15 protein-coding genes are annotated in these 24,308 nt (G+C 41.8%); 2 read left to right on the top strand and 13 right to left on the bottom strand.

Annotated features, from left to right (window positions below; genetic code table 11):
• Positions 1–7: 7 nt before the first annotated feature.
• The 3 genes from wecB to QL234_RS04390 all read right to left on the bottom strand — a co-directional run bounded on the left by wecB (position 8) and on the right by QL234_RS04390 (position 9,185).
• Positions 8–1,129 carry a UDP-N-acetylglucosamine 2-epimerase (non-hydrolyzing) gene (wecB, locus tag QL234_RS04400; RefSeq protein ID WP_281556623.1) on the bottom strand — a complete coding sequence of 374 codons (1,122 nt, stop codon included), beginning with the start codon at positions 1,127–1,129 and terminating at the stop codon, positions 8–10.
• 245 nt (positions 1,130–1,374) lie between these two features.
• Positions 1,375–6,495 (bottom strand): Ig-like domain-containing protein, encoded by a 5,121-nt coding sequence (locus QL234_RS04395; RefSeq protein ID WP_281556622.1) that lies wholly within the window; start codon positions 6,493–6,495, stop codon positions 1,375–1,377.
• A 245-nt stretch (positions 6,496–6,740) separates the two neighbouring features.
• Positions 6,741–9,185 carry a heparinase II/III family protein gene (locus QL234_RS04390; RefSeq protein WP_281556621.1) on the bottom strand — a complete coding sequence of 815 codons (2,445 nt, stop codon included), beginning with the start codon at positions 9,183–9,185 and terminating at the stop codon, positions 6,741–6,743.
• A gap of 334 nt (positions 9,186–9,519) precedes the next feature.
• On the opposite strand from QL234_RS04390, the gene QL234_RS04385 reads away from it, so the two are divergent.
• Positions 9,520–11,142: a BspA family leucine-rich repeat surface protein gene (locus tag QL234_RS04385; protein ID WP_281556620.1), complete on the top strand. Its 1,623-nt coding sequence runs from the start codon at positions 9,520–9,522 to the stop codon at positions 11,140–11,142.
• Between the two features lie 260 nt (positions 11,143–11,402).
• On the opposite strand, the gene QL234_RS04380 is transcribed toward QL234_RS04385, so the two are convergent.
• From QL234_RS04380 to QL234_RS04335, 10 genes are all read right to left on the bottom strand, one after another.
• Complete coding sequence (locus tag QL234_RS04380; protein WP_281556619.1) at positions 11,403–12,491, bottom strand: polysaccharide pyruvyl transferase family protein; 1,089 nt, start codon at positions 12,489–12,491, stop codon at positions 11,403–11,405.
• Entirely contained in the window at positions 12,488–13,825 is a 1,338-nt protein-coding gene (locus QL234_RS04375) for a hypothetical protein (protein WP_281556618.1), read from the bottom strand. Before QL234_RS04375 ends, QL234_RS04380 begins: the two co-directional genes overlap by 4 nt.
• 4 nt (positions 13,826–13,829) lie before the next feature.
• Entirely contained in the window at positions 13,830–15,098 is a 1,269-nt protein-coding gene (locus QL234_RS04370; RefSeq protein ID WP_281556617.1) for an O-antigen ligase family protein, read from the bottom strand.
• A 5-nt stretch (positions 15,099–15,103) separates the two neighbouring features.
• Complete coding sequence (locus QL234_RS04365) at positions 15,104–15,994, bottom strand: Wzz/FepE/Etk N-terminal domain-containing protein (RefSeq protein ID WP_281556616.1); 891 nt, start codon at positions 15,992–15,994, stop codon at positions 15,104–15,106.
• A gap of 102 nt (positions 15,995–16,096) precedes the next feature.
• Complete coding sequence (locus tag QL234_RS04360; RefSeq protein ID WP_281556615.1) at positions 16,097–17,074, bottom strand: glycosyltransferase; 978 nt, start codon at positions 17,072–17,074, stop codon at positions 16,097–16,099.
• A complete protein-coding gene (locus QL234_RS04355) occupies positions 17,064–18,134 on the bottom strand; it encodes a glycosyltransferase family 4 protein (protein WP_281556614.1) in 1,071 nt (356 codons plus the stop codon). Before QL234_RS04355 ends, QL234_RS04360 begins: the two co-directional genes overlap by 11 nt.
• A 9-nt stretch (positions 18,135–18,143) precedes the next feature.
• Positions 18,144–18,872 carry a WecB/TagA/CpsF family glycosyltransferase gene (locus QL234_RS04350; RefSeq protein ID WP_281556613.1) on the bottom strand — a complete coding sequence of 243 codons (729 nt, stop codon included), beginning with the start codon at positions 18,870–18,872 and terminating at the stop codon, positions 18,144–18,146.
• A 239-nt stretch (positions 18,873–19,111) separates the two neighbouring features.
• Positions 19,112–19,966, bottom strand: a complete 855-nt coding sequence (locus tag QL234_RS04345) for a putative capsular polysaccharide synthesis family protein (protein WP_281556612.1) — start codon at positions 19,964–19,966, stop codon at positions 19,112–19,114.
• A gap of 16 nt (positions 19,967–19,982) precedes the next feature.
• Positions 19,983–21,317, bottom strand: coding sequence for an oligosaccharide flippase family protein (locus tag QL234_RS04340; RefSeq protein ID WP_281556611.1), 1,335 nt, complete (start codon positions 21,315–21,317; stop codon positions 19,983–19,985).
• Between the two features lie 27 nt (positions 21,318–21,344).
• The gene (locus tag QL234_RS04335) at positions 21,345–22,064 is read right to left on the bottom strand and encodes a sulfotransferase family 2 domain-containing protein (protein ID WP_281556610.1); all 720 of its coding nucleotides are present in this window, start codon (positions 22,062–22,064) and stop codon (positions 21,345–21,347) included.
• A gap of 437 nt (positions 22,065–22,501) precedes the next feature.
• Here QL234_RS04335 and QL234_RS04330 point away from each other — a divergent pair, with 437 nt between their 5' ends.
• A complete protein-coding gene (locus QL234_RS04330; protein ID WP_281556609.1) occupies positions 22,502–24,214 on the top strand; it encodes a class I SAM-dependent methyltransferase in 1,713 nt (570 codons plus the stop codon).
• Positions 24,215–24,308 lie beyond the last annotated feature (94 nt).

Below are 24,308 nucleotides of genomic sequence, written 5' to 3'. Positions count from 1 at the left end.
TCCTAACTTATTTTCGCAGATAAAGTGCGTCAACGATCCGCTGACACGCTTGTCCGTCGCCGTATGGGTTATGGGCAAAGGACATTTTTTCGTATGCTTGAGTATCGGTCAGTAATTCACTGACACATGAGATAATCTTCTCGACATTTGTTCCCACTAACTTAACCGTTCCCGCATCCACGGCTTCCGGACGCTCAGTGGTATCACGCATCACCAATACCGGCTTACCAAGGGAAGGCGCTTCTTCCTGGACACCGCCAGAATCCGTCAAAATAACGGTAGATCGGTTCATTAAATAAACAAAAGGCAGATAATCCGCAGGCTCAATCAGAAATACGTTAGCTTTTGCAGCCAACAAGCGATTAACGGGTTCGCGGACATTCGGGTTTAAATGCATAGGATAAACAAATTGCACTTGGGGAAATTTATTTGCCAGCTCTGCTATAGCCTGACAGATACGCTCAAATCCTCCGCCGAAACTTTCCCGGCGATGACCGGTGATCAATACCATTTTTCTATCCACATCAAGAAAACTGAACTTATCCGCCATCACCTTGTTGATATTTTCATCCTGCTCCAACTTACCTTTAACCTCTAATAAGGCATCGATTACGGTATTGCCAGTCACTTCAATTTGCGCAGGATTGACATTTTCATCGAGTAAGTTCTGCTGCGACCTTGTTGTCGGCACAAAATGCAGGTTGGCTAAGGTCCCGGTTAATTTACGATTACCTTCTTCCGGCCAGGGAGAATATAAATTACCGGTGCGCAGCCCTGCTTCAACATGGCCAATTTTAATCTGTTGGTAATAGGCCGCTAAAGTTGCAGAAAAAGTGGTTGCCGTGTCTCCATGTACTAACACATAACCAGGCGTAAACTCGGCTAAAACGGCCTTAAGTCCTTGTAGAATTCCGCAGGTAACATCGGTTAAATCCTGACCGGGCTTCATTAAATCAAGATCATAATCGGGTCGAATTTCAAACAACTCCAATACCTGATCAAGCATTTCACGATGCTGTGCAGTTACACAAACTTTAGCCTCAAATCTTTCATCCTTAGCTAATTTATGCACTAGAGGGGCCATTTTGATGGCTTCGGGGCGGGTGCCAAATACGGTTAACACTTTCATAATAACAATATAAACCTTGAATAACTTGCAGAAATAAGATCTACGCAAATAATTCTTGTCGAAGAGTTCGGGAGTTTAAAATAGTCGGCAAGTCTAACAAAAAGTCATATTCACGTCTCTTTTTTAATTAACTCATCACCAAAATAGCCGGGCATTTAATCACAACAGTTAAATGCACCGGCTTAAATAGCCTTAAAAAAGAAAATATCGCGATGAGAAGACACCCTGTGATTACAACAAAGAGATCAACAATATGCTCTGTGCTGGTGGCTTACTTGCCTAAGCCAAAGCAATAAAAATAACAGCAGCAACATAGTAGACATAGAGCCACCGGATTTTCCACTACTGGCATTAGCCTTTGACTCTTCTTTATTGGTCACCGTCATAGTGACGGTTTCAGTCGTGCTAAACAGTCCGTCACTGACAGTAACCTCAAAGCTATAAGCCATATCAGGCACCGCCTCGGCGGTAAAGGTAAGGGACGAGCCGGCGGTTTCAACTGCCGCAACAGCAGGGCCCGATTTTTGCAGCCACGTAAAGCTTACGTTATCGCCATCACTATCCTGGCTGCTTGCCACGATAGTGACTTCCTGTCCGACATCAACACTTGCCGGACTGCTTAGGATTAATGTCGGTGCCGTATTGAAATGAATCACGGGAACCTCAACCCGGGCAACACTCGACTCTATATTGTCACTGACAGTAACAGAAAATACCAACACTTCATCTTCGGGTACATCAGGAAGCACAAAAGTCAGTATGTTTTCATTGTTATCAGACAGGTTAACGGCAGCCCCCGAAATTTGTTGCCAATCGAATGTCAACAGCTCACTGTCGGTATCTGAGCTGGCGGAGGCATCTAGAGTCACCGTTTGCCCCTCTTTCACCGCAAGGCGTGCGGGAATTGATAGCAAAGAGTCATTTTCGATACGCCAAAGTTGGTTCGCTTGTACACCGTCATTACCAAGCAAGTACAGGGTATCGTTATAGACTCTGTAAGCATTAATGTCTGCCAGGCCAGCACTTTCAGAACTCGTTGATTGGCTAACGGTAATATTTTCACTCTTCCCGCTACTGTCATCAAATTGCCAAATCCCGATAAGACCTTCGGCTGCCGGTAAGAAATATAACTTATCATTAAAAACGGTAAGCATTTTATCCGAATAGCCCCGTTGCAGCGGGATAACATCACTGAGTAGCTCAGCCTTTTGGCTGCTATCGTCATAATGCCAGAGGTTTGACATGCTACTGCTTTCCCAGGCGGTATAATAAAGCCTGTTATGATATACCGTCATATCCGCCGGATTAGAGAAGTCGCGACCAGTTTCAAGATCCAACACTTTCTCGGTATGCTCTGTTGCCTGATCAAAAACCATCAACTTGCGCCCGGAATTTTTATTTATCGCCGAAAAATACAACTTATTGTTATAAACCACCATACCCTGCGGATAACTTGAGCCTTGCCCTGACCAGATATCTGTAATTAATGAGGTCTCCCGGGTTTGATCATCATAAGCCCAGAGTTCATGTCCAAAAGTTTGACCACTGGTAGCAAAATAAAGACGACCATAATAAACGGTTAGCCCTTGAATATAACCTTCATTAAAACCATTGGTTTGAACATTAAAATCTGTGACCGCCGTAACTGATTCTGTAGTTAAGTCATAAACCCATAACTCTCTTTTTCTTGCAATATCAACACCGGTATCAGCAGAAAAATACAGCCGGTTGTTATAAATAGTTAACTCCTGGGGAGAACCACTTTCACCGCCTTGATTAATATCAGCAACCAGTTCAGCCTTTCCGGTGGAAGCATCATACCGCCATAGTTCCCGGCCATGGACACCGTCATCGGCAGAAAAATACAGCAGATCTTGATACACAATAAAACCTTGAGGAACACTGCCTTGTGCACCGTCATTAATATCTTTCACTAAATTAGTCAATTCGGTGGCAACATCATACACCCAAAGCTCCTGCCCTGACTCATGATCATCGGCCACAAAATAGAACTTCCCCTGATACTCGATGAGCTCATTATCAGCAATATCGATCCGGTTATCTTTTAAAACAATCTCGGGGGCAGTATTGGTATTCACGATTAAAACATTAACCGACGCGGTTGCACTTAACGGACCATCACTGACGGTGATCTGAAAATTATAAGATTCATCGCTTTCAACATAAGGAGCATTAAAAGTCAGTTCACTGCCAGCTTCACTAACGTCTATCATGGTCGAACCACTGTTTTGTTGCCAGCTCAGAGTTCGGGAGTCACTTGCCACTTCATCATAAAGCACTGCAGTTATAGTCAACTCCTCTCCTTCATTTACTTGACTAACACTGCACAGGCCGACACCTGGTAATGGGGTGATATTTTTAACTAAAAAGCTAATATTTTCACTCGTTTGGTAAACACCGTCACTGACGGTAACTTCAACCCCGTAATATTCGTCTTCACTCACAAGCGGTGGCCAAAAAGTAAGTGCCGACTTTGACTCTTGCACAAGCAAACTGGAACCTACAGTTTGTCGCCAGAACCATTTAAGCTGATCACCGTCATTATCATGTTGAGCGATATTTATGGTGAAAAGCTCAGGCCTGCCTGCTCCTCTTTCCCAAACTGTCTCAGGGGCACTTAAAACTAGCGACGGTGCCTCCCCCAAAGGAAAAGCATCAACCCCATCAGCTATACCATCTCCATCATCATCATTATCAGCATTATTTCCAATGCCATCACCATCGGTATCAAGGCCTTCATCAGCATCCAGAGGAAAGGCATCGATAATATCCGCTATGCCATCGCCATCATCGTCCGTATCTAAACTATTCTCTACACCATCATTATCGCTATCCAACATTTGATAGCCATGGTCTATAACTTTCGCCACGGCAAAATTATTACCACTTTCTCCACCAAGAAAAAAAGTGCCTTCGCTAAACAATAATACATTGGTAAGCTGTTCGTTGTCTGAGCCTGGCAGCGTATAAATACCGTCCTGGCCAAAACTCACATCCCTGTTTCCGTTAGGTAAGAAACGCATCATCGACAAGTTCTTAACGTCATTAAATAAACGGGTTCCCGCCAGCACCAGCTTGCCATCTGGCTGTTCAATCACGGATTTAGCCGTAAATAGACCTTCCTCTGCTGTCGATAACTTGACCTGACCGTCAGTTCCATAATCAGTATCTACACTGCCGTCTTTATTATACCGGGCTAAAATAGATTCACGCTGCCCGTTATTATCCATCTCAGCGGTGAGGACAATTTTTCCGTTTTGCTGAATAACAAGTTGGGCGGAAGGTTTGAAAAAGGGCGTATATATTACTTCTCCGTGATTAAAGCTTGGATCTAAAACGCCATTGGGTAAATATTGGGCAATAAAACCTGCTTGACTGCTGCCGGCAGCTCCTAACATCAACACTTTTTGATCTGCCTGTAGTTGAACAGAGACTATAAAAGAATCGTTAATGACGGGGTCAAAAAAGTACAAAAACCTGCCCTGTTGATCCAAGCGCATTAATAAGGCTGAACTAAATAAGCGAGAGTCCCAGTCGTACATATAACGAGATGCCCCAAGCAACAGTCCATTATCAGGGGTTTCAACTAACTGGGAAAACACCAAAATGTCGGAAGGATGAAAAATCTCCTCAGACCAGGAGAAAATACTGGAGCCCCCGTCGGCAAATTCAATATCCAGAATTCCCTCACTATCGTATTTAGTCAAATGATACTCGCTAAGCACCCCGTCATTTTTCACATACTGAGATTTTATACTATAGATATGACTCTTACGGAGAAAGACACCCTTATCATCGGTCACCAATCCGGTATTTAAAATACCTGCGGCGCCAAAATTTACATCCAATTCACCCGTCTGCAGATAACGCGCTTGACTGATAACCCCCTCTCCTGTATCCGAAGAGCCAACAGCAGTGATTTTTCCGTCTGATGCTAATTTAAGTAGCCCAACCCTATCCCGGCTTTCCTTATATCTGAGATCCGAAATAAAGTGCCCCTTTTCTGCAAAGTCATTATCCAGGCTGCCATCGGGATGAAAACGAGAGATAAGCGCATCAATTGTGTCAGAAGAGAGGTTACTCGTAAATTGCTTTCCACCTGCCCCAGCAAATAATAATTTATGATCCGCCAGTTCAATAATATCGCTTATTTCAAGGTAATCATGTTCGGTCAACTGATAAGTTACAAGTCCCTGTCCACCGAAACTCATATCAGGCCCACCATCCATATTCAAACGTTTAAGCTCAGCATAATAGTGGGTATAAGGGAATGTCTCATGACGGCTGGTACGCCGGATCAGAAAAAGAAGTTTATTATCTTGTTGTGGCAAAATCGCATCAGGTTTGTCATTGAGCGCCCCATACAACTTACCTGCTTCACCAAACTCAGGATCCAGCGAACCATCAAGATTATATCTGGCCAGATAATAGTTATCACTATTTTCCCTCCCCAAAACCAATAGCTTGCCATCAGAAAGCAGCCTAACCAGCTCATAATCACCAGCGTCAAGTGCTACTGTCCCATTGCTACCAAAACGAGAATCCAGCAGGCCATCGTTATCCAGGTAAACCAGGCTAATTCCCTGCTGAGCTTGCTCTATGGCAAGGGCATAATGATCTGACTGTAAAGAAATAGCAAAAATTTCACTTCCGCTCCCGGAAGTCGCTTCCTGGACTTGCAAAATGAACTTACCATTAACTCCAAAACTGCTATCAAGGCTCCCGTCTGGCAGTATACGTACAACTGCTGCCTGGTTTAGTTCCTGGTCAGCTCCTGCCAGCAATATCTTGTTATCGGGCTGCTGTATCAAACGGTAAAGGTTACTGTACCTGGTATCGCTTGAGTTTGCCGACCAAGATTTACCAATACTAATACCTGTGTCCAAATAACCATTGGTGCCAAAGCTTTCATCTAAACTGCAGTCAGCATTAAACCGGCCAAGCAATCCCAACGCATTAACAACCAGTAATTTATTATCGGTTTGTTGAAAAACTTGCAAATAGCTAAGACCTCCCTTGGGAGACGGGCTTAACATCACCCCACCTCCCGCACATGTTTCGTCTAAACTGCCATCACTGTTTAAACGTATCAGGAATGATTGATAGGATGTAACACTACCAACAATCACCAGCTTACCATCTGATTGCTGTCGAATTGAGTAACCCTTATGCTCACCGGCTATCCTGTCATCGGCGAGCGAAATGTTCGTCTTCACAAAGCCATTTACACCAAAACTTTCATCCATCAGTACTTCGGCAAAACTGCCGGGGAGAAAACACAAAGTAAAGCCAAACCATATCAGCTTGAGCCGGGAAATAAGGGTAAGGGGGAGGTAAACCGTCATGTAAACTTTTCCTTGATACTATTACAGAGATTTTGTATTTAGACGATAAAGGTAAACATATTGTCGGTAATCCGGCGATAAGCAACATCGACAGCTTTTTAACCACACTGAAAATCACCGGCTATCCATAACACCTGAATAAAAGATAAATCAATTATTTTTCAAAAAGATATTAACACATTACGCTCCGGGATAAACAACAAAGCACTCGTTCGTTTTCATCCCGGCTAATAACGCTTAATAGCTTAAGGCAAGGCGGTCACAACCGGTTTATTGGCATCGCTAAGATCTATAGTCAACGCCAGATCATTGACCGTTAATGAGAATATTGCCGGATTATCTCCATGACTAAATTCCAGCTGACTGTCTTGCGTGCTGGATTTTATTTCGGTTAATGACCAATAATTTTTGCCTTGTGCTGCATATTGGATCACCGGCGCCGGAATTTCCTGTGCATATTTAGGGGACACCCAGCCTTGTTTATTATTTGCTTCAGCCGCCCCGTCGCCTTGATAATAGCTGCGTTCGAAGGACAAATTAGCAATGACGCTGATTTGTGCCGAGCGCCTACCCGCAAATGTAATTTCATCGCTGTCACTCCCCTGGCGGATTTGGCTGTCATCGGCAAAGTGATAAATCAGTTCAAAATCATGAGTCTCGGCGCTATTGACATGATCGAAGACATACACATCGGCCTGCTCATTTCGACTTGCCAGTAATACTCGGGTATGGATAGTGCCCCTTTGGCTGATTTGGCCTATGGCGTAACAAAATTGCTCAAGGCAACGTGCATCATGCAATATGGCATCATTTAGATCTTCTTTTTCCTGGTCGATAACCAAAGTATTATGGGCATATTTGGAGCGGTAATAAGCCCTTTGCGTTGAACTGTAAATAAAAGGACCGCCGGAGTCGACCAGCACAGGCCCGGTATTATCAAACAAGGTAAAATTTAAAGCATCGTCATGACCATGGGAAAATCGCTTTTTACCGGCATCAAAAAACAACACCATTTGCTCTTCCCAAGCGGAATTTATTTCCGGCCGTACAATCGCGTAACCTGAGCTGGTTGAGGCATAAGCATCAAGTAACGGTAAGCCGCTGTTACCTTTTGAATTGACATATTCAAGATAGCCTGATTCAATTCCCTTACCAGTAATATGGGCGTTTAGCCGGGTTAAATAACCGCTGTCGCCGTAATTTGAATCCCCCATCGTCGGGGCGCTGCCATCGGGATAAAGCAGGTGAGCGGCAAAATCAACCATGTTTTCAATCTTGCCTTTGAATCCAGGATCATATTCTCCGGACAGAGCACCAATAAGTTCATTAGAGCCGGAAAATAGTTTGATCGCCCCAATATGATAATTACTCGATTGCTCCACAGAAATACCTGATTCTTCATCAACCATTTCACCATAAAGCTCATTAATGCGTTGCAATGACTTAACGCGATAGTCATATTCCGAACTCTGTAATGGAAAAGCATAAGAGTAGTTATACAGGGAAAGTGCATGAAACATACCATGGTTATGGGCAATAAACCTGACATCATCCAGAAGCTTACGTAGTTCATCCGCATGCTCTTTGATACCGGTGAGCAAGGTCGCCTTTTGGCTTTCATTCCATATCTTTTTAAAATAACGGCTATAAAAATAACTTAAATTTTCGGTGCGCCAGGCGACCGTATGATCATTCCAGCTCATGGCATTTTGGGGCGATGTTCTTGGCGATGAAATCAAATAATCAAGCAAAGTATCACCGATCACATCCAAGTATTCACTATTGCCTGTTTGCTGGTAAGCATATTCATAAGCAAATAACCAACTTAACGAATGGTAATACAATAACCAACTATTGTTACCAAAAGGGTTTTCACTCCAATTAGGCGCATCAGGAATAGTCCATACAGGAAAATTCATCCAGTTAAGGCTAAACCCCCTGGTATTGATAATTCGGGCGGACTCAATTTCATTGTACCAAATAGACTTAGTTGACAAGTGCAATAAAGCAGGTTCGGGTGTCCCCAGCGAGCGATAAGTTATTTTAGCTTTCGGTATAATTTCATCAGCTAAATGGGCAATTAACACATGCTCTTGCTCATAATCACCAGCCTGTTCTTCAACTTCAAGCAAATAGTCAAAAGTCGCAATATCTTGCCCCTTTGCCACTATAATTTCGGGTTCCTGAAAACTGTCATCCAAAAGGCCGTTGATATAGCGCTTAATCCAAACCCGGGTATCCAGTAACACAGGCTCTGCTAATAAAATAGTTAAGGGATAAAAATTACCTTCTTCAAGGGTGTCATTTACTGTCCGTTCAAGCGCAACCACACGATTAATTAATTTTAAGTGAACAGAAACACTGGCAGTTGCTGACTTGATATCATTTTGCTGTAAATGATACGAAAAAGTATCTTCAATGCTTTGTTCATCGTATGAGGTATAAAAAACCTTCCCCTCCTCAATGGACAACTCCCCGTAAACCGGGGACTGAACAATAATAACCTCTACAGCACCGGTAAAGTCATCATTGGCTAAGACATCAATTTCAACCTTTTCAGACCAAACCGAGCTAATTTCATCCTGATACGCGGACAATGACTCAGGCTCGGGTAATGTCTGATGACCACTACTCCCCCCACAACCCGATAAGGCAATACAGAAAAAAACACTATAAATAAAATAATTCATTTAAAAAACTGGCAAAGGCCAAAATTATAACTAAAACGCAAAGAAAAAAAAACAACAAAGAAACATAAAAGCAACACCTTTAGCAAAAAAACCAACATAAAATTAACACTCATTACGTCCTAGCGTCTCTTTATTATCTCTCTATTTTTTCGCATCAATTTTATCCTGCCAGCTCCAAAGAAGAGCAGGCTTGCCAAGCCGGCCGCTTATCTGCTCATCAGTTGTTCACCCGAGAGGTAAATTAAAGACTTAAGAAAAGTATTCCCAAATGCATGACAAATTTTTATCATAATGTGATATCTGTTATGGAAATAATGTAGGGAAACAAATCAAAATGTGGCTAATCAAATTGCCAATAACACTGCTCATGGCCAGCATGCTGATTCTAATCAGTGCCTGTGGCAGCAGTAATGAAAATACAGTTCTCCCTCTTCCAGATATAACTGCTCCCATTATAACCCTCAACGGTCACAGCACCATTAACTTAATCCTGGATGAAAATTACAGTGAGCAGGGAGCAATCGCAACCGACGAAAACGACGGAAACCTCGAAGTCAGCATTTCAGGTCAGGTCAACAGCAGCAGTATAGGCCGTTATACCATTACCTATACTGCAACAGATAATGCCGGCAACATCAGTAGCGTTAGTCGCCTCATTATTGTTTCAAAAACCCGGGCTTTTATCACCACCTGGAAAACCGATGTCAGCAATGCCTTTTCTCAAGCCAACCAAATTTTGATAAGTACGAAGGGAGCGGGCTATGATTATCAGGTAGATTGGGGGGATGGCACAACTGATGAGCATGTTACCGGTGACATCATACATGCCTATGCCCTCCCCGGCACTTATACTGTAGCAATAAGCGGCAACTTTCCCCGCCTTTATTTTGAGCCTTTAAACATAATAGTGGAAGATTTAGTGGTCTATCACAGTGACCACAATAAATTACGATCGCTAGAGCAATGGGGAGATATCAAATGGCAATCAATGCAACGTGCTTTTGCTGATTGCCATTACCTGGTTTCTAATGCTACGGATGCCCCTGACTTGTCTTCTGTTACCGATATGAGTGAAATGTTTTCCTGGGCCTGGTCCTTCAATCAGGATATCAGTCACTGGGATGTCTCGAATATTACTAATATGCACGGCATATTTGCTAACGCCACAGCCTTTAACCAAGACTTAAGCACTTGGGACGTATCTCAAGTTACCAACATGAGTAAAATGTTTAGTAACGCCAGAGATTTTAACCAGCCTCTCAATCAATGGGACGTCTCTGCCGTCACAGATATGAGTCATATGTTTAGCAACGCAATTGCCTTCAACCAAGATCTCAGTCAATGGGATGTTTCCGGTGTTAACAACATGGCTCGCATGTTTAATTACGCCAGAGTTTTCAATCAGGCTATCAGTAACTGGGATGTCTCAAATGTCACCAATATGAATGCTATGTTTTCTCTTGCCAATGCTTTCAATCAAGATTTAAGTAACTGGGATACTTCTCAAGTCATCAGCATGAGCAGTATGTTTGCCAGTGCAAGTGCTTTCAACCGGGACATAAGTAACTGGAATGTCTCTCAAGTCAGCGATATGAGCTGGATGTTTAGCAGTGCCGACAGCTTCAATCAGGACTTAAGCAACTGGGACGTATCGCAGGTCGCCAGTACCAGTAGTATGTTTAATAACGCCTCAAGCTTTGATCAGGATATAAGCGCGTGGAATATCTCTGCAGTCAAAGAGATGAGCAACATGTTTGCAAACGCCAAACTGTCCACGGTAAATTATGATGCCTTGCTCATGGGATGGAGCCAACAAGCACTGCAGGCGAATGTTGAGTTTTCTGCCGGGAATAGCACCTATTCCAGTTTCTCTCAAAGCTTCAGAGATATTTTAACCGAAAGCCTGGGCTGGCTCATCCAGGACGGCGGTTCGATTGAGCAAAATCCTCCCCCATAACGGTTAGCAAACAAAATCGACCACAAGGCAGTTATGCCTCTTTAAAAAATCATTACATGAAAGGCTAACGTCATAATAAAACAGCTTTCATGCTCCACCCATGTAAGCTTCAGGGCGAATACTATAGATATGACTTCCCGGCATAAGACACTCTACATAGTCTTCTGCCGGGTGTGAACAGTTATAAAGAAAGTAACTTGCTTTATAGATTGCCCGGTTGAGGCACCCAACTTTACCCAAGCCGAAAATAAAGGGGATTCTTATAATTTGATTAAGGTCAACAATGCTTGATTAAGCTCATCGGATAACTGTTCAATGTTTTCTTCACAAATTTGAGAGCGAGTTGACGCAGTCAATTCATCGATCAATCGGGGGATATTTTCTTTCTCAAAATCAACACAAGAAAAAGAAAGACACTTTTTCTCTGATAAAGATTTCACCTTGTGCTGCCAATTCAAACCCAGAACATAATTGCCGGAAAGTAAAGAGGCTATTATACCATGCATTCTCGCCGCAATAACATCCACAGAATCAAGTTGCTGAAAAAGAAGACCAACCTCCTGGGGTGTACATATTTTTAAATTTAACCCTTTATTAATTACTTCTGCAAAAGCGACATCACCATTGTCTGTACATAAAAGAAAAGGATTCAAATTTTGGCTTTTCAACTCGGTAAGCAAGTCAACATGAAAATCGACATATTCACTTTCTGACAGCGACACTACGCTTTCATTACAAGTCGCGGAATAATAATTAATGGGGATCACTGCCGTCGCCCCATTGATACCGGAGCCTGAAAAATATTTTTTCCTGAATAAAAAGGCACAATCATGAGATAAACGCACACTTTCAGCCGCTTTATTTCTACTAATGATTTTCGCTAGCGCCTGAACGCTATGTTCATCCCTGACACCGATATAATCACTGCCAGTCAATGCTTTCTGATAGAGCTTGCTCCGCCATGTACGACGGCCTTTAGAGTCACTCACCCCCAAGCCAAAAGTAGAAAACTTGGCGGAGAAAACTTTAGCCAAGATATAATAATAAAAGAAGCACAGGGAAAACTTAGTATTATTGGGAATGATCAGGTTCCCGCCAATGACCACAATACGATCGGCTTTATAGGCCTGGCGAATACCAAAGAAAAAACCTTTGATCAAGTTAATAATATTCGACTTGCCAAATTGGGTGTACGGAATAAAAGAAGCCGTTCTATAGTTAACATTTTCACTCTTGCAAAGCTCTTGAAGATATTCTTCAGTAGCTTCAGATATAAGTTTATCGCCTAAATTACTAATAACCCCAAAATGCCTGACAAAAAGAATGTTTTTTCTTTTCTTTAATTTCATTTAAACAAAACTCCTGGCTTGGTCACTTTAGAGAAAAACAAATAGGCTAGCGTTAACCCGATAACAGCAATCGCTATGCGGGAAAATAAGGGGAGGTATACTACAACAAATGAGAAACAAAATAAAAGGAAAACCCCTGCTAAATAATTCTTATCCCAATTGCGAAAAGCCGTGTAATACCTGAAGAACCAATAAACTAAGGCGTCAAAAATGACAATGGCAATAATTCCGGCTGCAATGTCAAAAAATTGATAACATAGGCCAACCGTCAACACTTTCAGCGGCAAAGTTCCGGCCAGAATTTTCACCTTAGTTTTATTCTTGTTATTTTGCCCCAGGTACAAGGAAATGGGATCACGACAAAACCTGGAAAAAACCAATAATAAAATAAAAGAACCGCTGTAGGGCGGTAAGCCGTCCGCAATATTTTTTCCACCAAAAAAAATCAACAGATACAAATCGCTTAACGCCATAAGAGAGCAGGTAAGAAAAAAAGCAAAATAGCTGATATATGTTTGATAACGTGAAAACAGTACTGCATCTCTCTGCAGTCGGTCAAATTTTGGTAAAATATACTGCTGCAATACCGTTGAAATAAAAAAGGTTGCAGTAACCAGGCGTACAAAAGCCGAAATCAGAGCAATTTCCTGCTCATTGGCTCCCAACCAATTAAAAACCAGAATATCAACTTGCATAAATACAGAGGCAACAAATGCAGAGATAATAAAATATTTCCCGTGCTTCAATAAGTTTACATAAAGCTGACGATTAAAATTAAATCTGTGGTTAACTGCCATGCCCTTGCTTAACCGGCAGTATAAAATAAAATATCCCCATTTAAGCACACAGAAGAAGACAAAAAGCTCGGTAAGGGACAGGTCAAAAGCTAAAGAAAAATAATTAGCACCATAAAGAGTACTTATGACTAAAAGCCAAATTAACCGTTCACTTAGATAAAGCAAAGCCTCTTTTTTATGAAAATGCCCCTGAAAAAGTTGATACCGAACAGAATTACTTAAAGACTCTATAAAATAGGCTATTGCAAGCAAGCCGGTCAACAACCAAGCCTCACAAAGAAACACTAAGGGAAGCAGCAACATAAACAATACAGATTTGGCACCGTTCAGTGATTTTGGCGTTAACTCGCTCACTTCACGGTTAAAATAAGTATAAAGCTGTTGCCCGCCTAGCTCGACAATGCTGAAAATAATCAGGGCATAGGACATGGCAACCGCAAATGTTGCAAAACTTTGCGTACCGAAGAGAGTGGCGATAACAAGAGACAGCAGGAATATATTAATTTTTTCAAATGCACGAGCGATAGCAGACAGCATTTAATTATTCCTCTATTTTCGACTCGGCAGCTGATTGATGATGGTAAGAGGCAACCATGACTAATGCCAAAATAAACGCAGGATAAGTATTCATAAAAATAGGCGTGGTAATCGCATGCGCGAGCACGAGCAAAAACAACACAAAACGAAACTCACCTTCGCTGCAATACAAAGCACTATTTTTTATTGGCGCTTTTATCATTTTATAAAAAAACACAAAATACAATATCACACCAAAATAGCCAAACTCTCCCAATAAACTGGCAAAATTGCTGTCATAAATACCTTCTTTATCAACGAAGTAGCGGCTATTTTGCAAGCCTATTTCAGCATAGACATCACTATTATCAGACATAACTGTACCGTAAGTCGCAGCCCCGGTGCCAAGGGGAAACCTGTCATTTGCCAATTCAAAAGAGAAAAAAATCATTATGCCCCTGATATAGGAAGAAGCCACAGGATCATCTATCGTCGATTCGACATTGTTTATAGTTATTTCAACAATTTCATCCATGTAATTACTCGACTTCATGGCCAAAGCAGCACAAATAACCAACAAGATGGCAATCACAAAAGACTTAAATGAATCTCTTAACCACCAGAGTACGATAAGAGGTAACAGAATCAGGCCGGTACGTGTACTGGCCACTAGAATAAATACCGACGCTATAATCAACAACACAACTTTAAAACTTCGACTAACAGACTTTAAGCCGCAGATAAACAGACAACCCAGCAACGCAAATGTAGTTCCTAAGCTACCGGTATCCGCCTGGATCCCTATAGGCCGTGCTCCCCCTGAACGCAAATTAATCGGGGTATCCAACAGCGTATTAAACCAGCTCCCCGTCAAAACATTGATCACTAAAAAAAGAACGGTTACCCCTAAAATGAAATAAGCAAACTTTAAGCTATATTTGGGCCCAAACAAGGCCCAAAAAAAGACAAAAAATAACATGTACTTTAAATGAATAAAAACCTGCAGCAATACCGCGGTTAATCCGCGTGATGAAAGGGCTGAAACGCTCATCGCCACAAAGAAGGCGAACAAAGTAAGATATAAAATAAAGACATAACGGACAACCTTGTCTGTTCTGCTCTTATATGCCGTAAAAAGAAAGAGCCCGAACAATATCGCTTCATCAACGAAACTCGGTACCAGGGACAGCTTTGTCAGCGGGGCAATGAAAAATAAGCAAATTGCGACAGTCAGCACCAAGGCATATTTATATAAAGAAAATAAATTACCGAGTTTAGTTACATTTTCAGTCATCTAAATTACAGCCTAAAAATTCTGACCGACCATAAAATGAGAATACTGAACAGGGTGCCGAATAATGTTATAGCAATACAGATAAAGGCTCTTTTTGGGCCACTTTTTTTAGCAGCCATCATAGGTGACTCTATCACCCTTAAGGCATATTGTTCACGGGTCTCCGCCAATGCCAATTTTTTATATTGCTCTTCCATTATCTGTTGTAAAGCAACCTTGACCTCCCTGTAGCTTGATTTTCCTAATTGCTCCTTAAGGTATTTAATATTAGATGTTGAGTCTTCAGCATCAATTTTCCGAAGATAATTATTAAAATGGAAAATCAGATCATTTAACACCCTTTGAGAAAATACCGGCGATAAAGACGTAAAATTAAGCGAGATTAATTTAGTTTTCCTGTCATAGTCTGTACGAAAATTTTCTTTAAACTTTTCCACTAATTCGGTACCGTCAGGAATTAAGCTTTGCGGAAACTTATAATCCCTCACCCATTGCTCGCTGTTAATGTCATAAACTTTTTCATCATAGCTAAATGTATCTGCAACAGGATCATAACTTTCAGCGGCCATGATCTCTTTTTCAAGTTGATAGGCTTTAATAAACGACGCCAGGAAAGAAGTCGAATTGAGCATTTCCTTTAAAACTTCGGGAGATAAGCCGTCCCCGCCAAGTGACACTCCGGCCAGGGATGCTAAACCGCCCAAATTAGAAAGTGCTCCCCCCATGGATTTTGAATCAGATAAATTTGAGGCAACCTTACCGCTTGAAGAATATGTATTGGGTAAACTAAGTGAATAAACCACTGAAATTGCAGCAAACAGCAACGAAAACAGAATAATTTTTTTAATATCTTTGATAAACCATTGAAGGAGCAAACCAGGAGTAATCGGAGACATTTTTTTAACCTTTTTTATTAAAATAAAATCGCAAAGTAACTATATTCACAACGCAAACTCTGTATCAGCAATAAAGAAAAAACAGAGATGAATAACCTGATGTCAATGATTTGCAAATAAAAAATACCAAATAAGGGCAAATACAAGAGCAGAAAAAACAATTCCTTTAAAGGATTTTAAATAATTCAATAAGTATTGAGAGATACTTTTACTCACATCCCCTGTTTGCAGATAATTAAGCCGGGCACTAGATAATCCTTTGAAATAACCTGAAAAATAAAAACGCAATTTCAACCCGAATAACCCGTAACGACTCGATTTCAACAAATCAATGAAAGTAAAGCTTTCGCCTTTGACTTTCTTTTTATAAAACAAAAAGTTTTCTTTGTTACGCACTTTCATGAGCGCACCATGTTTTTCTTCAAATATCTCAATCGCCCGTAGCTTATTTTTTAATGAAGAAATACGTTCAATGCTGTGATCGTCATTGACAATATAAGAAGATTTACCAATACGAAAGGCTGGACCATATTTAGAGATCAACCTGACCCAGAGATCATGATCTTGCAAGGCCGGGATATTCTCATCAAACCCCCCTTCACCCAGCAACCTTTCCCGTTTAACCAATATTTGATTAGAGCACTGATTCAAATCAAATGCATTCGATAACGATATCTGCTGATTATTTTTAAACAAGGCCTTCTTATGGGCGCCGTAATTCCAATAATAACCACTGCAAATGAAAGCATAATTGTCACTGTAAGCGCTGAGTAAGTCTTCTAACCGATGCGGTAAAAACTTATCATCATCATCAAGTCCGGTTACAAGCTCAGTCTCAAGAGCTGCAATCGCTTCGTTTCTCGAACGACAAGCCCCTTGCGGGCTTGTATGATGTAAAAAGCTGATGCGTTCATCCGTTAACGAAGACAGATACTGGTAAGTATCATCACTTGAACCGTCATCAACAATGACCAGTTTAAAATTTTGATAGCTCTGTGCCAGAACAGAATTAACCGCTTGTTTTAATAGTTCAACTCGATTATGAGTTGGCATATAAATGCCGACCGTTTTATTGTACATTTTTACAACCACTTGATTGGCTACAATATAGAGCTTTGTATTGACTTTCTATCACGCTAATAACATTACTCAATGAATAGTTTGCTGCTTTAGCAACAGCTTGAACTTGTAAGTCTTGGTAGTCCGATATAACTAAATTTAAAGCTTGCTGAATTTTCTCCGTTAACTGCTCGATAAGCGATTCTTCATCAAGGCCCCCTTGAGCGATAAGGTACGGACTGTCTTCAAGCTGTTCTAGCGAACCGTCTGTTTCTGTGGCAATACAGGGTATACCACAAGCATGAGCCTCGGCAATAACCAATCCAAAAGATTCATTACGGGAAAGTGAGATCAGGAATTTGGAGGCCTTAACAATATCTGCCAGTTCAGTGGCCGACCTGCTGCCAAGCAAAGTTAAATTATTATATTTACTTGCATACTGACGGAGTTGCTCGGCCAGCATTCCCGCACCAACAACGCCGAAGTGGATATCTGGCATCTTGGTTGCCAGAGCAATTAAACGATCAACTCCTTTATTGTGATCTAGCGTTCCAACAAATAAACAGTCAAATTTTTTATTTCCCTCATCTTGTGAGCGGGCAAACACTTCATCGTCGAACCCGGCAGATAAAATAGTTTTATTATCAAGCTTGCGAAAAAAACGATGGTACAAGCTCTCAGAAGTAAAAAACCAGTGGTTCACGAAACGGGACAGATAGCGATAAACAACTCCGGGTGGCTGGTAAGCATATATATCACTACCATGACAGGTGACTACAATCTTAACTCCGGGATTGCGCAGTAATTTATAAAGAACACCGCAAACAATCGTCGGAAAATAAAAGTGGATATGCATGATATCAATTTTTTTAGCTGATAAAAGATAGCGTATAAAAAACTGAAAGAAGTATACCGGGTATTTAAGCACACGGTGAAAAATACTGTCGCCATTCCAGCTTAAGTTAAAATAATCAATAGTCGGCGACTTCTGCCGAAGCCGCTCGACCTGCTTATCAACAAACTGCCCTTGTAATGGCGCTGAGGGCTTAGGTCCCATATTAGAGACAATTAAAATATTCATTCAGGGCAGTTAAAGGCGGTTAAGCAGGTATAAATAGACATATTTAAGCAACTTAAATTGTCTGATGATTCTTTTCGGCTCGGCCAGCAGCCGGTATAACCATTCAACATTATATTTAATCCACAGTGCCGGCGCTCTTTTGACATGCCCGGCCAACACATCAAAGCTACCGCCAACGCCCATATAAAACACCTTAGGGTGCACCTGTTGCAAGCGATTAATTAATTTTTCCTGTCGTGGTGAGCCTTGAGCCACGATAACAATTTGCGCCTGATGCTTTTCAATGGCCTTAAGGACTACTTGCTCATCAGAAAAATATCCGTCCATATAATGAACAACGTTAATCCCTCGGCTCAATAATATCTCGGCGCTTTTTTTCACGACTTCCGCTCTGGCGCCGACAAGCAAGACCTTTGAATGATAGTTTTTTGAGCGGTTAAGCACATCCAGCCAAAGTTCGCAGCCGGCAATTTTTGTCAGCTTACGATCCACTTTTCTCTCCAGTGCCTTAACCACCCCTATGCCGTCGGCGTAGGTTATGGTTGCACCGTTTAAAATAGCCTTTGTTTCTTCATCTTCCAGACTTTTAAGTACCTTTTCCGGGTTAACGGCAACCGCCATACCCGGGCTAATTTCCCCGTCAGAGTTAAAGACACAATTAAGAAGTTCATCAACGGAAGCAAAAGGGTGTACTTTAACACCGGCAAGTTTCACCGGCGCAATATTCGTTTCAGTCATATCAGCTTAGTATCAGAAAAAACAGTCATCGTCACGCAGGGCTCCCTTAGCCTAAAAATCCTTTACGATAAAGCAGAGATAGGCGAAAGCTCCCGAAATTAAGGGGCGAATTCTAGCACATCCGTTATTAATAATAAAAACAATTTAATAGCAACTAAAAGCCCCCGCGGTAAACCCCAAGAGTGAGGTCGCGCTCCCTGGCGATAAAACAACTGAAGGCTCCCTTGCTGACATTAAAATTAAGACTGCGTAGCTGAATACTTAGTCACAAGGCCTTTCAGCTCTTGCTCACTAAAGAAATGCCGGGAAAATTTATCACTGAATATATTTACCAGCTGTTGCTCATCAGGCTGATATTGCTGTAAAAATTGCTGATAAACGTCTGCATACCATTTTCGTTCAGCCACATTACGACTTAACAGCTCAACCGGCTGGACACAGAACTGCTCCAAAACATCACCGCAAAGCGCCAACTTATCGGTACGAATACATAATAACTCTATATTGTCTTGGACAATATGGGCAAACCCCTGTTCGCTATCAAACGGATGCTCATAAATGTTAATACCTGTCATGGGAAGAAACTCTTGCTCAAACCAGTCCAGCGGGTATTGATGATTAAACTCCTGGTTAAAAACCTCCATCAACAAATCCGCTCCCTGGGAACGTGTAGCTAAGGGTTTTGCACGACTATTAACACAATTGGTAAAAGCTGCAAATAAATAAGCATCTAAATCATGAAAAAACATCGAAACATTTCGCGCCACCGGCTCCCGTACCAGAGTAATGATCTTGGTTTTCTTACGTTGCTTAAATGCCCGGCGCAACAGGTAGTTCAAAACTTCCTGCTTGGCTCGGTAGAAAATATGACGTATGCCAAATTTAGCCAGCCCCTGCAGTCTTACCGGGCAAGTATGGTTTTGCGAATAAAAAGCATGCACATGCACAGCGTTCGCCAGAGAGTGCTCTAATGATGTCGAGCCTACCTTGCCCATTTGATAGATAAATACGCTGTCCGCGGCTTTATAACGGGCGATTAACCGCCGATGGGCATCCAGGTAGCTCTTAAGTGCCCTTATTTTTTTAGTTAGCAATACGATTTACTCTCTGTTAAAACAACCGGATATTTAATTTTTTATAGACTTGCCATAAGCCAAGCACATTGTTGAAACTCATGGCACAAAATACGGCAATAGCTGCACCCAAAGCTCCCCAAACGGGGATCAGTAAAGTAGCCACCAATACAAGTATCGCCACAGCCAAAAGTAAATTCCGGCGCTGACTATGCTCAAAACCGGACATAATCAATAATTGCCCTACCGAACCCACGGCTACCTTAACAAATTGAGCAGCAATAAGCAGCCTGAGTATCTTCACTGCCGGTTGCAGTTCATTTCCAAATAACCACAGGATCTCTTGTGCAAAAATAAATACAAGCACCATAAAAGGCGTGGTCAACAGCAACATCAGACCGGTGGAAGAACGATAAACACTTTGCAAACGTTCACTTCGATTGTCTGCTTTAAGCTCGGCAAATTTCGGAGATAAGATACCATTAACAGCTAAAAGCATAAAAGCGACTAACAACGCAACCCGGTTGGCCACGGCAAAATAGGTAACCTGCTCCGGGCTGGAAAGGAACCCGGTAAGAAGCTGGGCTCCTTGTCCCATCACTATAGACAGACAGGCAACCCCCCATAAAGACATACTGCTATGCCACAATTTCACTTTAATATCCGCCGCAGCAAGTATACTCTCGCGCTCAGTCGTTTCTTTTTGATATTTTTGCCACAAAAAATAACCGAGTAAAGCCACTAAAACATTGACCAGCAGATAAGTCAGTAATGCTTGTTCAAGCTCAATAGCCCCAAAAACAAAGATGATGAATAATAACCCCAACAGGTTTATCGGCCGCTCGACACCATTTAGCCATGCAAAGGAAACAATTTGTTTCACTCCCTGAAAGCTTTGCAATATCACCGTAAATAAATTACTGAGGGGGAGCACCAGGCAAGCGATAAGCAGCGGCATTAAATAACCGCCATCATTAAAGACCCGGGCATAAAAGAATTGGCAAAAAACATACAAGAGCGCAGACATCAGCAAGGAAGTGCACAAGGTCCAGCGACAAGCCCAGGAAAAAATCAGTTTAATCTTTCCTCTTTCTCCGCCGGCATTAGCAACCGCCATAAAGCGAACAATGGCCTGATCTAAACCCAGCCGGGAAATACTACCAAGCAAAGCTATCGCCGATAACATAAAAAAGTAATATCCTGCCACCGTAGTACCTAAAGCCCGGGTGATCACCACACTGACCAAAAAACCGGTAACGGCGGTAAAAACCTTAAAAGTCAAGATAACCGCCGAAGCCGACAATATTTCTTTATTATCCGGATTTGCCCAAAATCTCGATGGCAGCAGCTTTATTTTATTAATTAGATTCATAGATTATTTTAAAGCAGGGAAATTAATTTATTCGGCTCCAAAGCGATACTGGAAAAGTTCGATATCCTTTTTATATAGTTCACCAACAAAATCCCTGGACTCTTCATCAAAAAAGCACGTGTAATGCCGCTTTTTCTCCATCCACGGAAAAATACTTTTCATTTTTTGCTTTATCCTCTGCTTAACCCCTGACGCCAGTGTCTTATTTTTATGGGGTAAGGTCTGCGGAGGAATATTTAATAGCTGACAAACCCTGGAAAAATCCTGCTGTAAAGTTTCAAACTTACCGATAAAGTCAACCAGGCATTGTTCCTGCTCATCATATAAAAAACGCCATTGCGGCAGCACATGCCTGTAATAATCTTTTCCAAGGACATGATCATCACAATCAGGTGTTGGAAAATGCCCAAACAAAAAAGCTTTAAAATCAAGTTGATACGCATGATCACCATGCAAACGACGATAATGATACTCTGACACTAAACGTGACCAGGGATTACGCACAAAAGCAAATTTAAAATACTGCTGAAACTGCCCCGGGGTTAAATAACCGTAATCAAGATACTCCTGCGCCGTTAAATGCGCCAGCCGTGGTGGTCCCTGCGCAGGATCAGAGTTAGGTTTTAATAACAGGGCTTGTCTCTGTTGCCAGTCAAGCCCATGGCGGGCAACAAAAACACTTTCGATACTTTGCCCAGCCGCTTTTGGCAAATGAACAAAAACACATTTATCTTGATGAGAAATCATACCGTGAGAAACTAACCCTAAATTAGGCTAATTTTGCCAGCAATTGTCAGCAAAGGATATCAATATCCCATTTTTGTTGAGTTTCTCGAGGGCAGAAGCCATAACGGGGCAATTTTTCACCCATCAAGATGCATGAAACCACCATCTTGGCATTTATCTTAGACATCCCGGAACTATTCCCCAAAAACTTGCTTGCTTTTTGCTCACCATTTTAGCTACCTCTGCAGACAAGCATCACCCTATATCCGCACAGACCTGAGCCGTGTTTTGTTTAAAATGCCACAAATACCAACTAAAGCGGCACTTGGCAGCTCATTCATGTTACCCTTTAACCTAAAAAATCGTAACAAGAATAAGTTCAGGGAAATTTAGGACATCAGCCTATAGCTATCCACACGAACTTTAGTAACAGACCTCAGCAAGTACTTACTTAAATTATGATAAATGACTATTTAACCTCAGCTCAGAAATTATTTAACAGTGGCCAGTTTTCTAAGGCTAAAAACGCTTTTGAATTTATCGTACTGACCCAGCCCAATGCGCTTGAGGCAAACCGGGGACTCGTTGCCTGTAATGCCAAACTCGGCAACTGGAATGATGCAGTAAACGGCATATTAAAAACAGTAAAATTAAGCAATTTTCACGCAGAAGATTTAAAAACGTTAATTGCACTAATAGAAGTATTGAATTTACAAAATTACATTGTGCAACTGGAGCAGCCACTAACAAAGGCACTAGAGATAAAATCTCTGGAAGAACGGGCAACTATGGTGTTATGGAAACAAATAGCCGTTAAGCACCCTGATGCTTTTTCACCACACCATGAGCAATTGACAAGCGCTATCATTCACCTGTTAACGGATAAGTTATTTTGTAAGCTGCTTGAGCGCACCATTATCAGTAACTATTTAGTTGAAGATCTCATTTTATTTTGCCGTCAGGAAATATTCACCCTTGCCATGAATGGTGAAGCCATTGACTGCTATATCCCCTTCTTATCTTCATTGGCCTGTTTAGCCTTGCTCAACGACGGCCTGTATGCCTGCGAGCAAGAATATCTCTCACTGATACAAAAGTACCAGAATGCAGCGCAGGACACCAAGCTTGAGTTGTTATTGTTGTCACTGACTTATGCCGGTTTTGAACAAGCCATGGATTTATGGCACAGCGAGCAAAATAGCCTGCAGCAAGAGAAGTTAATTAACTTAAAAGCAGACTTTGCTTTATACGCAAAATTACAAAACAGCACGGATGCCGGGAGTATAAGTGTTGAATCGTCACAAAAAGTGCAATCATTTTACATCGCTAACCCTTACCCTAAATGGAAATTAGAAAAGGTGATGCCGATAGATATTGACCGCTACTTCAAACAATGCGGTAAAACAAAACCGAAAAAAATGAACATATTGGTCGCCGGTTGCGGTACAGGTAAACAGCTGGTCAATATCGCCCTGAAAGAGCCGAATGCCCATATTATTGCGATAGATCTCAGCCCGGCCAGTATCAGCTATGCCAGCCAAATGATGAAAAAATATCAAATCAAGAATGTAAAATTTATGGTACAGGATATCCTGGCTGTAAACACTTTAGATCAGCGCTTTGATTTTATTGTCTCTACCGGTGTTCTACACCATATGGCGTCTCCCGAGCAAGGGTTAGCAGCACTCACCTCGGTACTCAATCCCGATGGTATCATGTACCTGGCCCTATACAGTAAACTGGCACGGCAGCACCTTGCAGGGATAAAAGAAAATATTTTGGCACATGCCCGTCTCCCCGAAGAAAAACTCACTCGCCAAGATATTAAAGCCTGGCGTAGCCAACTCACTGCGGAGCAAAAACAGTCCCGCTGGTACGGCATATCTGATTTCTTTTACTTAAACGGCTTATATGATCTGCTCTTTCATCCCCAACAAAAGGAGTATCAGCTACCGGAAATCGCAGACATGCTAACGGCTTGCCAGCTAAAGTTTAAATGGATGGCGGCTCCTCAGATAAAGAAACAGCTGAAAATCGGCCAGACCGGCAGCCAGTTCCCTTTACCGGCCAGCGGAGAGAATCTCCATTACTGGCATCAGATTGAAGAAAAGTATCCGGATGCCTTTGCAGCCATGTATCACTTTTTTGTCGTTAAAGAGAAGAAAAAGTAACAGCGGTACTCAAAGCCCTGTGCAATACAGGGCTAAAGCAAAAGTAAAACGGTAAAAACATCTCTCCGGGAATTTCTCTCTCAGGAGCAGCAGA

The organism is Thalassomonas sp. RHCl1 (assembly GCF_947387555.1).
In the GTDB taxonomy this organism is placed as follows: Bacteria; Pseudomonadota; Gammaproteobacteria; order Enterobacterales; family Alteromonadaceae; genus Thalassomonas.
The sequence above is the reverse complement of the archived record's forward strand: the minus strand, read 5'-3'. Positions and strand labels throughout refer to the sequence as shown.

What these genes read in the sequence shown, in the direction of transcription:
- wecB (WP_281556623.1), bottom strand. Translation starts at nt 1,129, where the DNA reads ATGAAAGTGTTAACCGTATTTGGCACCCGCCCCGAAGCCATCAAAATG.
- QL234_RS04395 (WP_281556622.1), bottom strand. Translation starts at nt 6,495, where the DNA reads ATGACGGTTTACCTCCCCCTTACCCTTATTTCCCGGCTCAAGCTGATA.
- QL234_RS04390 (WP_281556621.1), bottom strand. Translation starts at nt 9,185, where the DNA reads ATGAATTATTTTATTTATAGTGTTTTTTTCTGTATTGCCTTATCGGGT.
- QL234_RS04385 (WP_281556620.1), top strand. Translation starts at nt 9,520, where the DNA reads ATGTGGCTAATCAAATTGCCAATAACACTGCTCATGGCCAGCATGCTG.
- QL234_RS04380 (WP_281556619.1), bottom strand. Translation starts at nt 12,491, where the DNA reads ATGAAATTAAAGAAAAGAAAAAACATTCTTTTTGTCAGGCATTTTGGG.
- QL234_RS04375 (WP_281556618.1), bottom strand. Translation starts at nt 13,825, where the DNA reads ATGCTGTCTGCTATCGCTCGTGCATTTGAAAAAATTAATATATTCCTG.
- QL234_RS04370 (WP_281556617.1), bottom strand. Translation starts at nt 15,098, where the DNA reads ATGACTGAAAATGTAACTAAACTCGGTAATTTATTTTCTTTATATAAA.
- QL234_RS04365 (WP_281556616.1), bottom strand. Translation starts at nt 15,994, where the DNA reads ATGTCTCCGATTACTCCTGGTTTGCTCCTTCAATGGTTTATCAAAGAT.
- QL234_RS04360 (WP_281556615.1), bottom strand. Translation starts at nt 17,074, where the DNA reads ATGTACAATAAAACGGTCGGCATTTATATGCCAACTCATAATCGAGTT.
- QL234_RS04355 (WP_281556614.1), bottom strand. Translation starts at nt 18,134, where the DNA reads ATGAATATTTTAATTGTCTCTAATATGGGACCTAAGCCCTCAGCGCCA.
- QL234_RS04350 (WP_281556613.1), bottom strand. Translation starts at nt 18,872, where the DNA reads ATGACTGAAACGAATATTGCGCCGGTGAAACTTGCCGGTGTTAAAGTA.
- QL234_RS04340 (WP_281556611.1), bottom strand. Translation starts at nt 21,317, where the DNA reads ATGAATCTAATTAATAAAATAAAGCTGCTGCCATCGAGATTTTGGGCA.
- QL234_RS04335 (WP_281556610.1), bottom strand. Translation starts at nt 22,064, where the DNA reads ATGATTTCTCATCAAGATAAATGTGTTTTTGTTCATTTGCCAAAAGCG.
- QL234_RS04330 (WP_281556609.1), top strand. Translation starts at nt 22,502, where the DNA reads ATGATAAATGACTATTTAACCTCAGCTCAGAAATTATTTAACAGTGGC.